Source organism: Kribbella sp. NPDC050124, assembly GCF_044460355.1.
Taxonomy (GTDB): domain Bacteria; phylum Actinomycetota; class Actinomycetes; order Propionibacteriales; family Kribbellaceae; genus Kribbella.
The window spans coordinates 552,808-564,490 of the sequence record NZ_JBITJU010000002.1 but is presented as its reverse complement, the minus strand read 5'-3'; the positions used below and the strand labels follow the sequence as shown (position 1 = coordinate 564,490).

13 protein-coding genes are annotated in these 11,683 nt (G+C 67.9%); 4 read left to right on the top strand and 9 right to left on the bottom strand.

The window, feature by feature from the left end; genetic code table 11:
* A complete protein-coding gene (locus ACIBL3_RS09545) occupies positions 1 to 435 on the top strand; it encodes a YybH family protein (RefSeq protein ID WP_396352815.1) in 435 nt (144 codons plus the stop codon).
* Positions 436 to 481: 46 nt separating this feature from the next.
* Positions 482 to 1,111, top strand: coding sequence for a class I SAM-dependent methyltransferase (locus tag ACIBL3_RS09540; protein WP_396352814.1), 630 nt, complete (start codon positions 482 to 484; stop codon positions 1,109 to 1,111).
* A gap of 23 nt (positions 1,112 to 1,134) precedes the next feature.
* Here the strand turns inward: ACIBL3_RS09540 and ACIBL3_RS09535 are convergent, their stop codons facing one another.
* From ACIBL3_RS09535 to ACIBL3_RS09505, 7 genes are all read right to left on the bottom strand, one after another.
* Entirely contained in the window at positions 1,135 to 1,875 is a 741-nt protein-coding gene (locus ACIBL3_RS09535) for a carbohydrate-binding protein (RefSeq protein WP_396352813.1), read from the bottom strand.
* An 80-nt stretch (positions 1,876 to 1,955) separates the two neighbouring features.
* Positions 1,956 to 2,246: a DUF1269 domain-containing protein gene (locus ACIBL3_RS09530; RefSeq protein ID WP_396352812.1), complete on the bottom strand. Its 291-nt coding sequence runs from the start codon at positions 2,244 to 2,246 to the stop codon at positions 1,956 to 1,958.
* Positions 2,247 to 2,437: 191 nt separating this feature from the next.
* Positions 2,438 to 3,322, bottom strand: a complete 885-nt coding sequence (locus tag ACIBL3_RS09525) for a carbohydrate ABC transporter permease (RefSeq protein WP_396352811.1) — start codon at positions 3,320 to 3,322, stop codon at positions 2,438 to 2,440.
* The gene (locus ACIBL3_RS09520) at positions 3,322 to 4,281 is read right to left on the bottom strand and encodes a carbohydrate ABC transporter permease (protein WP_396352810.1); all 960 of its coding nucleotides are present in this window, start codon (positions 4,279 to 4,281) and stop codon (positions 3,322 to 3,324) included. Before ACIBL3_RS09520 ends, ACIBL3_RS09525 begins: the two co-directional genes overlap by 1 nt.
* Positions 4,278 to 5,564 carry an ABC transporter substrate-binding protein gene (locus ACIBL3_RS09515; protein ID WP_396352809.1) on the bottom strand — a complete coding sequence of 429 codons (1,287 nt, stop codon included), beginning with the start codon at positions 5,562 to 5,564 and terminating at the stop codon, positions 4,278 to 4,280. The genes ACIBL3_RS09520 and ACIBL3_RS09515 overlap by 4 nt, the downstream gene beginning before the upstream one ends.
* A gap of 270 nt (positions 5,565 to 5,834) precedes the next feature.
* The gene (locus ACIBL3_RS09510; RefSeq protein ID WP_396352808.1) at positions 5,835 to 7,985 is read right to left on the bottom strand and encodes a 3-hydroxyacyl-CoA dehydrogenase NAD-binding domain-containing protein; all 2,151 of its coding nucleotides are present in this window, start codon (positions 7,983 to 7,985) and stop codon (positions 5,835 to 5,837) included.
* Complete coding sequence (locus ACIBL3_RS09505) at positions 7,982 to 9,202, bottom strand: acetyl-CoA C-acetyltransferase (protein WP_396352807.1); 1,221 nt, start codon at positions 9,200 to 9,202, stop codon at positions 7,982 to 7,984. Before ACIBL3_RS09505 ends, ACIBL3_RS09510 begins: the two co-directional genes overlap by 4 nt.
* Positions 9,203 to 9,264: 62 nt before the next feature.
* Here ACIBL3_RS09505 and ACIBL3_RS09500 point away from each other — a divergent pair, with 62 nt between their 5' ends.
* Together ACIBL3_RS09500 and ACIBL3_RS09495 are read left to right on the top strand one after the other, a co-directional pair.
* A complete protein-coding gene (locus ACIBL3_RS09500; protein ID WP_396352806.1) occupies positions 9,265 to 10,005 on the top strand; it encodes a MerR family transcriptional regulator in 741 nt (246 codons plus the stop codon).
* Positions 10,006 to 10,090: 85 nt separating this feature from the next.
* A complete protein-coding gene (locus ACIBL3_RS09495; RefSeq protein ID WP_396352805.1) occupies positions 10,091 to 11,086 on the top strand; it encodes an ArsR/SmtB family transcription factor in 996 nt (331 codons plus the stop codon).
* Here the strand turns inward: ACIBL3_RS09495 and ACIBL3_RS09490 are convergent.
* On the bottom strand, positions 11,076 to 11,345 hold the full coding sequence (locus tag ACIBL3_RS09490; protein ID WP_396352804.1) for an acylphosphatase: 270 nt from the start codon (positions 11,343 to 11,345) through the stop codon (positions 11,076 to 11,078). The genes ACIBL3_RS09495 and ACIBL3_RS09490 overlap by 11 nt on opposite strands.
* Positions 11,342 to 11,608: a DUF6510 family protein gene (locus tag ACIBL3_RS09485; protein WP_396352803.1), complete on the bottom strand. Its 267-nt coding sequence runs from the start codon at positions 11,606 to 11,608 to the stop codon at positions 11,342 to 11,344. The genes ACIBL3_RS09490 and ACIBL3_RS09485 overlap by 4 nt, the downstream gene beginning before the upstream one ends.
* Positions 11,609 to 11,683 lie beyond the last annotated feature (75 nt).

Sequence of the window (11,683 nt, the reverse complement as noted above, 5' to 3'; positions counted from 1 at the left end):
ATGACACAGACGAGCTATGACGTGGCAATCGACGAGTTGCTGGAGCGGCGGGTGGAGGCCTGCCGGGCGAAGGACATCGACGGGCTGATGTCGCTGTACGCCGACGACATCGTGTACTACGACGTGATCGCACCGCTGCAGTTCATCGGAGCGGACGAGGTACGGCGGAACTTCGTACGCTGGTTCGACGAATACGACGGCCCGATCGGCCTGGAAACCCAGGACCAGCGCGTGGCGGTGAGCGGGGATGTGGCGTTCGCCCACATGCTCCACCTGGACAGCGGCACCCGCAGAAACGGCCTAGAACTCGCCGTCTGGGTCCACTCCACCGTCTGCCTACGCCGCACCGCCAACCACTGGCAAATCACCCACGAACACATCTCCATCCCCCACGACCCAAACGACTGGACCGCGATCGTCGACGCGACGCCCTGACGCTCGCCCGCCGCCGTGGCAGGATCGGCTGCGGGAGGCGATCGCGATGGTCTCAGCCGATGAAGGCCGGCAGCCGACCAGTCATGAGCGGATGGCGGGGCGGCCCTGGGATGCGTCATACCAGGACGGGCCGCCGGCTTGGGACTTCGGCGGTCCGCAGCCGGCCGTCGTACGGGCAGCCGCGCGTTTCACAGGCACGGTGCTCGACGCCGGCTGCGGGAGCGGGGAGAACGCGCTCCACGTGGCCTCGCTCGGGCTGCCCGTGCTGGGCGTCGACGTCGCCGAGACCGCCCTAGCACTCGCCCGCGAGAAGGCAGCCGCACGTGGGCTCAAGGCCGAATTCACCTACGCCGATGCGCTTCAGCTCGAACGTCTGGGACGGCGCTTCCAGACAGTGCTCGATTGCGGTCTCTTCCATACCTTCGATGCCGACGAGCGGCGGGCGTACGTCGCGAGCCTGGCCGCGGTGATCGAGTCCGGCGGCAGCCTCTACATCCTGTGCTTCCGCGACGCCGGACCCGGCAGCGGCCCACACCCGCTCATCCGGGCAGACCTCGAGTCCCCATTCACCACCGGCTGGACCATCGTCGAAGTCAGCCCGACCGAGATCCGCGCCAACCTTCCCAACAGCACCGAAGCACCAGCCTGGCTCGCGACCATCCGCCGCACGGGGTAAGTCCCCGCCCCGTCGTACGGGTGCTAGGTCAGGCGGAGGTAGTCGAGGTTGAAGCCGCCGGATTCGCAGTAGATGGTGAGGAGTTGGTCTCCTGCGGGGAGCGTTAGTTGGGTGTGGATGGATTGGTAGGTGGACCAGCCGCCGGTGTCGGGGATGGAGAGTTTGGCGAGCACGGCGCCGGAGTTGTCACGGATGGAGATTGCGTCGGGGGCTACCGCGCCAGTGCCGTTGGCGACGCGGAGTTCGAGGCCGTAGGTGCCGGCGTTCGTGATGTCCAGGCGGTACTGCAGCCAATTACCGGCCGCCGTCCAGCCGACGTTCTTGCCGCCGCTCGCCGCCGGGTTGCTCTCGATGAAGTTGGCGCCGCCCTCGGTCCACCCATGCTGAGCGACGTACGACTCCGCCTCCGTCCTCTCCCCCACCGGCGTGCCCCGCGGGCGGACAGTCACCCGGATCGACACCTCGTCATGCGCCGCGCCGTCAGTCACCCGGAACCTCAAATTCAGCAAGCCAGCAACAGTCGGGCGGATGCTAACCAGCCCACTGCGCGCATCGACGCTGACGCCGCTCGGCAGGTCGACGGCGTAGTACGCGAGCCGATCCCCGTCCCTATCCGACGCCGCCAGTTGCACGTCAGTGTTCGCATACTGATCAGCGACGACGTCAGGCACCTCACGCAGTACCGGAGCATGGTTGTGCTGCGCTTGGCGAAGTTCGCCTGCATGTCCCGCCGAAAGCTCGTGGCCGCTGTCGAGGGCTTGCACACCTTCCAGTGGGCTGCCACCCGAAACACCTTGTGCCGAGCCACCAGTTCCTGCGCGCGGTCCCCGGACCGGCCCTGCCGCTAGTCGGCGAACATTTCGCGGAGGGCGGCTTCCTGGTCGTTCGTGAGGTTTGACTGGATGAGTTGTGGCATCTGGAGGCCGGTTGCGGCGAAAGCTGCGCGGATCTTGTCCTGGACTGCGTCGCTCGAGAGCAGGAACAGGGCCGACGTACCGGGTGTCACCTGGTCGCGGACCGACTTGATGAAGTCGTCGCTGATCCCCACGTCGACCAGCGATCCACCGATCGCACCTGACGCCGCCCCGATGGCAGCGCCGGCGAACGGCGTAAGGAAGATCATCCCGAACAGCATCCCCAGAACATGCCGAGCTCTTGCCTGCGTTCCACCCTTCACGGAGCTGCTTCGCGCCGACCGCACCGGCGCGTGATCTGAGTGACGGCGTCGGCGGAGCCGGCCAACAAGCAGCCGCCGCGTGGCGGTGTTCGATGGGCGGCCGGCGGGGAGCCTGGTGGACTCCCCGCCGGGGTCTCGACGGGTCCGGTTCAGTCTTTGAGGCCGGATTGGGTTACGCCTTGGATCAGGTAGCGCTGGAGGAAGAGGAAGATCAGGACCAGCGGCAGGATGGAGACGGCCGCGGCCATGAAGAGTTCGTGGATGTTGATGGTTTGGGCGGTGACGAAGGTGGACATGGCGACCTGGACGGTCCAGGAGGAGGAGTCCTGGCCGATCACCAGGGGCCAGAGGAACGAGTTCCAGTTGCCGATGAAGGTGATCGCGGCCAGGGCGGCGAAGAACGGCAGGGAGTTCGGTACGACGATCCGCCAGAAGACCCCGAAATGCCCGGCCCCGTCCACCCGCGCCGCCTCCTCCAGCTCCCGTGGGAAGTTCAGGAAGTACTGCCGGAACAGGAACGCGGCGAACCCGCTGAACAGCGTCGGGATGATCAGCCCGCGCAGCGAACTGACCCACCCGAGGGACGAGACCACGATGAACGAAGGGATGAACGTGACCGCGGCCGGGATCATCAGGGTGGCGACGATCGCGTAGAACACCTTGTCGGCGTGCCGGTACGGGATCCGGGCCAGGCCGTAGCCGGCCATCGATGCCAGCAGCAACTGTCCGGCCGTGCCGACGATGCCGACGACGGCGGAGTTGTACAGCGACCGTGCCATCGGTACTTCGGTGTCGTTGAACAGCTCGCTGATGTTGCCCCACTGCAGTTCACGTGGGAACAGCGTCCAGTCCGGCGCGGTGATGTCGGCCTCGGTGGCCAGCGCGTTGCGCAGGATCAGGTAGAAGGGAAGGAGGAACAGCACCACCGCCACGACCAGCGCCACCCAGCGCAGGGCCAGCCCGGCCCGGCCGGCCGCGCTGCGGCTGAAGCCGATCGGCTGGGGTGTTCCCGTCGTACGCTCGGAGACGGCCATCAGTCACTCGCCTTCCCGAATCCGAAGATCCTGTTCTGCAGCAGCGTGACGAGCATGATGATCACCGCCAGGATCAGCGCGCCGGCCGAGCCGTGCCCGAGGTCCTGGATGGACCCGAGCGAGATGCCGTACAGGTAGACCAGCGGAGGCCGGGCGAAGTTCACGTTGCCGACCAGGTTGTAGAACTCGTCGAACGCCTGGTACGCCGCGATCAGGTTCAGGATCAGTACGGCGACCGAGGTCGTCCGCAGCTGCGGCAACGTGATGTAGCGGAACACCTGCCATCCGGGCCGGGCACCGTCGACGTACGCCGCCTCGTACAGCGTCGGCGAGATCCGCTGCAACCCGGCGATGAACAGGATCATGTAGAACCCGAGCTGCAGCCACAGCCGCACGGTGATCAGCGGGATCCAGTACCACGGCGGGTCGACCGTGGACAGCCAGGCGATGTTGTCGATGCCGAACCAGCCGAGCACGGTGTTCGCGAGCCCGAACCGGACCCCGTTGAAGATCGACAGCCGCCAGATCAGCGAGGCCACCACGTACGAGCACGCGGTCGGCAGGAAGAACACCGACCGGAAGAACGCCCGGGCCACCTTCACCTGGTTGACCAGTAACGCCAGCGCCAGCGACAGCACGAACGTCAGCGGCACGATGAACAGCGCGAAGACCGTGAACGTGCCCAGGGCGGACAGGAAGGCCCGGTCGGTGAGCATGTCGACGTAGTTCTGCAGCCCGACGAACTTCGACGGCGTGACCGTGTTGTAGGCCTCGAAGAAGCTGAGGACCAGGCTCCAGACGATCGGCAGGTACGAGAAGACCAGCAGGCCGAGGAAGAACGGCCCGACGAAGACCCAGAACCAGCGGGTGTTCCCCGCGATGCCCTGTTTCCGCCGCCGGCCCCGCTGCTCACCAGTGGCAGCGGGGCGCGCGGTCTTCGCGGGAACGGTACTGGTCATCCGAACAGCCGCGTCAGCTCGGTGTTGACGGTCTTCTCGGCTTTCGCGATCTCGGCGGCGGGGTCGGCTCCCTTCCGGATGATGTTGGTGAGCATGTCGTTGAACGCCGTGTTCATCTTCGGCGTCCAGGCCGGGTCGTCGGTGTGGCCGTAGTCCTGGGTGAGCTTGACCGTGTCGGCGGCGACGCCGCTCTGCAGCTTGGACGCCTTGGCGGCGAGGCTCTTGCGCGGCGGGATGTGGAAGCCGTAGTTCAGCGACCAGTCCTCCTGGAAGTCCTCCTTGTCGAGCCACAGCCACTTGACGTACTTCTTCGCGGCGTCGATGTTCGGGCTCTTGGCCGAGACGAACTGCGTCCAGCCGCCGGAGTACACGGCCGGCTGGCCCTGGGCGTCGAGCTTCGGGAACGGGATCACCCCGAGGTCGTCGCCGAGCACCTTCTGCATCCCCGGCACCGCCCACATGCCGATCCACTGCATCGCGACCAGGCCCTGGTTGATTGCTCCCGGGTCCCACCAGTCCGTCGGCGCACCGAGCAGCACACTCTTGTCGGCGTACAGCTGGTGCAGCTTCCCGAAGGCCTGGGCCGCGCGGGCGTCGGTGAACCCGGGCTTGTGGTCCTCGGTCAGCCGGTCGCCACCGGACGACCAGAGCGCCGGCCCGCCCATCGCGAGACCGCCGTCGTTGCCGACGAAGATGCCCTTCATCTTGTTGGTGGTGAGCTCCTTGGCCGCGGCGATCAGATCGTCGACGGTCTCCGGCGGCTTGATTCCGGCCTTGTCCAGTAGGCTCCTGCGGTAGTAGATGACCTGGGGGTCGACAATCATCCGGATGCCGTAGACCTTGCCGTCCACGGTGTTGGTGGCCAGGTCGCCCGGCTGGAAGTCGTCCTTGACGTCGGCGATGATGTCGTCCAGCGCCACCACCTGGTTGCTCTTCACCATGCCGATGTTCAGCTGGCTCTCGAACACGTCCGGGCCCTTGTTGGACAGCAGCCCGGACGACAGCTTGCTGCCGTAGTCACCCGGGGTCCACTGCACGGCGACGTTCGCGTCGGTGTACGCCTTGGCGTACTTCAGCGCCGCTTCCTTGGTGCCGGTCTCGCCGTACTGGTGGTACCACTGCGACAGGGTGACCTTGGCGCCGCCGCCGTCTCCCCCGCCGCCGGACGGCCTGCCGGTATTGCTCCCGCACGCGGCGGTAAACGCGGCCAGCGCGGCCAGGCCGCCGGTCCGCTTCAGCAGGTCCCGCCGGGTCAGGCCGGCGTTCGGAACATGAGCAGGCATGAGTTCCACCTTCCCGAAAGCGGCGCCGCAGGGGTACGGCGCCGACGGTCCGAGTTACTTAACTCCGTTAAGCATCTCCGATTTCGCACACGCTACAACTCCGCCGACCATCGCAACAGAGTTCGGCAGATGACGGTTCGAGCACGAAACCCAGCACCGACGGTCCTGCTCTGTGGTCAGGTGAATCGTTGGAGAAGTGGCAGCACCATCGCTCAAAAGCGCGCCCGGCGCAAGACCGGACGCGCTCTTCTTTGTTCGAGTTTGTTGAGATCAGCTGAAGGTCTCGCCCGCCTCGGCCTTGCGGATCAGCAGCGCCGGCGGCTGAAAGCGTTCGCCGTACGTCGCCGCCAGCTCGCGCGCCCGCTCGACGAAGGCCGGCAGGCCATAGGCGTTGATGTACTGCAGCGCGCCGCCATGCAGCGGCGGGAACCCGATGCCGAAGATCGAGCCGATGTTGGCGTCGGCGACGGAGCGTAGTACTCCCTCGTCCAGGCACTTGACCGTCTCCAGCGACATCGCGAACGTCATCCGCTCCTGCAGGTCGACCAGCGGTACGGCGTCCGCCGCGCGATCGAAGTGCTCCCACAGACCCCGCCACAACCGCTTCGGCCCATCGGCCGGGTAGTCGTAGAACCCGGCGCCGGCCGCCTTCCCGCGCCGGTCGAACTCGTTGACCAGCCGGTCCGTCACGGCCATCCCCGGGTGGTCGTCGAAGGCGCCGGCGCTGTCCCCGGCCGCGAGCGCCGCGTCCCGGATCTTCTGCGGCAGCGTCAGCGTGACCTCGTCCAGCATCGCCAGCGGCGGCGCCGGGAAGCCCATCTGGGTCGCGGCCCGCTCGATCGTCACCGGGTCCACGCCTTCGGCAACCATCGAGGCGCCCTCCATCACCAGCGTGCCGAACACCCGCGAGGTGAAGAAGCCGCGGCTGTCGTTGACCACGATCGGCGTCTTCTTGATCTGCCGGACCACGTCGTACGCCTTCGCGATGGCCCGGTCCGAGGTCTTCTCCCCGACGATCAGCTCGACCAGCGGCATCCGGTCGACCGGCGAGAAGAAGTGCATGCCGATGAAGTCGTCGGGCCGGTCGATCCCGCCGGCCAGCGAGGTGATCGGCAGCGTCGACGTGTTCGAGCACAGCAACGCGTCCGGCTCGACCACGCCGGCGATCTCGGCGAAGACCTTCTGCTTGAGCTCCTCGCTCTCGAACACGGCCTCGATCACCAGGTCGCAGCCGGCCAGGTCGTTCGGTTCCGCGGTCGGCGTGATCAGGCTCAGGAACGCCTCCACCTCGCCGGCCGTCTTCCGGCCCTTCTGCACCTGCTTGGCGAGCAGCTTCTCGGAGTACTCCTTCCCACGAGCCGCGGCCTCGAGCGAAATGTCCTTCAGGACCACCTCGATCCCGGCCTTCGCGCACACGTACGCGATCCCGGCGCCCATCATGCCCGCGCCGAGCACGCCGACCTTGCGAGTCGAGTACTTCGGTACGCCGTCCGGTCGCGAAGCGCCGGCGTTGATCGCCTGCAGGTCGAAGAAGAACGCCTGGATCATGTTCTTCGCGATCTGCCCGGTCGCCAGCGACACGAAGTACCGGGACTCGATCCGCGAGGCGGTGGCGAAGTCGACCTGGCTGCCCTCGACCGCGGCGCTCATGATCGCCCGCGGCGCCGGGTACGGCGCGCCCTTCAGCTGCTTGCGCAGGTTCGCCGGGAAGGCCGGCAGGAACGCGGCCAGCTTCGGCGAGGCCGGCGTACCACCAGGGATCTTGTAGCCGTCACGGTCCCAGGGCTGCTTGGCGTCCCCCTGCAACTCACGCTTGTACGACGCGATCCACCGGTAGGCCGCCTCGAGCAAGTCGTCGGCCGGGACGACCTCATCCACGATGCCGACCTTCAGAGCATGCGCGGGCTTCATCCGCTGCCCCTGGAGCAGGACCTTCATCAGCGCATCCTGCAGGCCGAGCATCCGAACCGTCCGGGTCACGCCACCTCCGCCCGGCAGCAACCCGAGCGTGACCTCGGGAACGCCGAGCTCGATCCGGTTGTCGTCGGCAACGATGCGGTGGTGGCAGGCGAGCGCGATCTCCAGCCCGCCGCCGAGCGCGCTGCCGTTGATCGCGGCAACGACCGGGACGCCGAGGGTCTCGAGCAACCGGAGCTGCCGCTTGACCTCCTCGATGGTCTCGAACACCTCGGCCGCCTGCGAGGGCTGGATCCGCGACAGCAGCTGCAGGTTGCCGCCGGCGAAGAAGGTCGACTTGGCGCTGGTGATCACGACACCCTTGAGCGTGTCCTTCTCATCCCGCAGCCGGTCGACGGTCTCCCCCATCGCCGCGACGTAGGCCTCGTTCATCGTGTTCGCCGAGGCCGACGGGTCGTCGATCGTCAGCGTGACGACACCTTCGTCGTTGTTCCAGGAGATCATGCCGCCAGCCTCTCGATGATGGTTGCGACGCCCATGCCGCCGCCGACGCACAGGGTGGCCAGGCCGTAGCGGAGCTCACGCCGCTCGAGCTCGTCCAGCAGGGTTCCGATCAGCATCGCGCCGGTGGCGCCGAGCGGGTGGCCGAGCGCGATCGCGCCGCCGTTCACGTTCACCTTCTCGTGCGGTACGCCGAGGTCGTTCATGAAGTGCAGTACGGCGGCCGCGAACGCCTCGTTCATCTCGAACAGGTCGATGTCGCTCACCTCGAGACCCGCCTTGGCCAGCGCCTTCCGGGCGGCCGGCGCCGGGCCGGTGAGCATGATGGTCGGGTCGGCCCCGCTGACTCCGGTCGCCACCACCCGGCCGCGCGGTGCCTGGCCGAGCGCCTCGCCGGCCTTCTCGTTGCCGATGGCAACCAGGGCGGCGCCGTCCACGATGCCGGACGAGTTGCCCGCGTGGTGGACGTGCTCGATCCGCTCCACCGTCAGGTACTTCTCCAGCGCGACCGCGTCGAACCCGCCGTGTTCGCCGATCGCCGCGAACGACGGCGGCAGGCCGGCCAAGGTCTCGACCGTCGTACCAGGGCGGACGAGTTGGTCGTGGTCGAGGATCTGCAGGCCGTTGCGGTCGTTCACCGGGACCACCGAGCGGGCGAAGTAGCCGTTGGCCCAGGCTTTGGCGGCCCGCGCGTGCGACTCGGCGGCGTACGCGTCGACGTCGGTGCGGGAGAAGCCGTCCAGGGTCGCGATCAGGTCCGCGCTGATGCCCTGCGGGATGAAGTTCGTCTGCAGCGCGGTCTCGGGGTCCATCGCCCAGGCGCCGCCGTCGGAGGCCATCGGCACCCGTGACATCGACTCGACCCCGCCGGCCAGGATGAAGTCCTCCCAGCCGGAGCGGACCCGCTGGGCCGCTTGGTTGACCGCTTCCAGGCCCGAGGCGCAGAAGCGGTTGAGCTGGACGCCGCCGGTCGTCTCCGGGTAGCCGGCTGCGAGGACCGCCGTACGCGCGATGTCCATGCCCTGGTCGCCGATCGGCGTCACGACGCCCAGAACGACGTCGTCGACGGCGACCGGGTCGAGGTCCGGATGCCGGTTCCGCAGCTCGTGCAGCAGGCCGGTGATCAGCTGGACCGGCTTGACCTCGTACAGCGCGCCGGTCGGTTTGCCCTTGCCCCGTGGGGTGCGGATCGCGTCGTACAGGAACGCTTGACTGGTCATGGTCCCGATTGTGACAGTTGTGGTGTCACGATGGTCAAGTAGGGGTCGTTATGATCTCCGCCATGTCGGAAGTCGCGGGGGACGAAGCGACCCTGACCGTCGACGAGCTGTCGACGCGGGTCGGAATGACGGTACGGACGTTGCGGTTCTACGCCGGGCGCGGGCTGATCCCGCCGCCGACCCGGCGTGGGCGGGTCGGGTACTACGGGCCGGAGCACATCGCGCGGCTCGACCTGGTGCGGGAGCTGCAGGCGCACGGGTTCACGCTGTCGGCGATCGAGGGCTACCTGGACCGGATCCCGGCCAACGCGACGCCGCAGGACATCGCGCTGCACCGGACGCTGCTGACCCCGTGGATGCGCGACCTGCCAGAGACGCTCGACCGGGCGACGCTGGTACGGCGTACCGGCCGTGAGCTCTCCGACGACGACATCGAGATGCTGGTCGCGCTCGGCGTGGTCGAGCCGACGCCGGACGAGGACGTGTTCCAGGTCGCGACCGCGCACCTGAGTCTCGGCGTCGAGCTTCTCGACCTGGACCTGCCGGTCGAGGCGGTGCTCGCAGCCGGCCGGATCTTCACCGAGCACGGCCGCGCGATCGCCGAGGAACTGACCGAGGTCTTCCGCACCAAGGTCTGGCCGCACTACCGCGACTCCGGCGGCCCACCCGAGCACATCCAGCAGCTCGTCGAACGCTTCAAGCCCGTCACCATCCAGGGCCTCGTCCTCGCCTACGAACGAGCCGTCGGCGAAACCCAGCGAGACACCATCAGACGGACGGGCACCAAGCCGCCCCGGCGATAAATAGTTCAAGCCTGATTGCAGTATCCGGCCGGTGTGGCCCTGTGGCGTGTTATCACGGAGGGACATCGGCACTCGGGGGTTCGGGATGTTGCGTGTGCACTTCTCGGCGGGTGATCTCGTTCGCGTCCGGCTTGCGCCGGGGATCGATCCGCTGTGGGAAACCGTGCTGAGCCTGCAGCGGCTCCAGACCAGGCACGGCGCACTGGTGTACGACGGCTGGCTGCGCGCCACTCGTCGACGGCTCGCCGATCGCCGGCAGCGGCGGGCGGTCCATCTGCTGACGTCGATCGCGCCACGGCAGCGCTACTTCCCGGACTTCCTCACGCCGGCCGAGTCGCGCGACGGTTTCGAGTCCGGGCTGGACGCTGTCCTGTCGACGCCACGGCCCAGGGTGACCGCCGAGCTGACGAAGGTCTGCCGGTACGGCGACCGGCCGGTGCCACCGTGGATGGGCCGGATCGCGGCGACCGAGCACCAGGCGATGAGGTCGCTCGGCTCGATGCTCACCGGCTACTACCGCACGGTGGTCGGCCCGCACCTCGCCCACATCGAGCGTGCGGTCGCGGCGGACCGGGCCACTCGGCTGCGCGCGATCGGGGCGGCGGGAGTCGAGGGGCTGTTCAGGTCCTTCGGGCCGGAAGTGCGCTGGGACGCCAATGTGCTGCACCTGCCATATCCGTGTGCGGTCGACATCCGGCTCGGTGGTCGTGGCGTGACGTTCATCCCGTCGTACTTCTGCTGGGGCAAGCCGGTCGCCCTGTCCGACAAGGAGCTACCGCCGGTCGTCGTGTACCCGATCGATCATCCGGTCGAGGGTTGGTGCTCCGTCGATCATGCCGATCGACGACTGAGCTCTCTGCTGGGCACGACGCGCGCCGAGCTGCTCTGGCGGATCGCGGACGGCGCGACCTCCGGCGAACTCGCGAACGCGCTCGGCGTGACACCGGGCGCGGTGACGCATCACACCGCAGTGCTGCGGGAAACGGGGATCATCACGACCACCCGTCACGGCAGGTTCGCACGGCACGTGATCACGCCACTGGGCCAGGCCCTGCTGAACGGATCCCTTCTCAGAAGGTGATGTCGAAGCTCGTCCGGCCGCTGGGCGGCTCCTCGACCACGTCGACGTGATCGACGGCGGCGTACGGCGGTCCGTGCGCAGCCCAGTCGACCATCCGCTCGACTGCCTCCTCGGGGCCCTCGAAGAGCGCCTCGACGGTGCCGTCCGGGCGGTTGCGGACCCATCCGGCGACACCCGCCGACCGGGCTTCGCGGCGGCAGGAGTCGCGGAAGAACACGCCTTGGACGCGTCCGTGGACGACGACCCGACGGCAGATCACTCGTTCGGCACCTTGAGGTACGTGAGACCTCGGAAATCCAGGTAGGTGTCGGTCGGGGTGGTCACGACGCGCAGCAGCACGCCGTCGCAGCCGGTGCAACGGGCGACCAGTCCGGGCGCGTCGACGTACAGGCGGGTGTTGGCGAACACACCGGTGTGGCCGCAGCCTGCGCAGCGCGCGATCGCGGCGGTGATGTCGACGGCGAAGAGCTGACTCATGGCGCCTGCCGCCGCGTTCCCGTCAAGATGGGTGGCTTCACTCATTGTCGTCCTCGCTTCGCTGCGGGCGCCAATGAGGCACCGAGCGGACTGTGCTTGATGGTGAACTCGCTTCGCTCC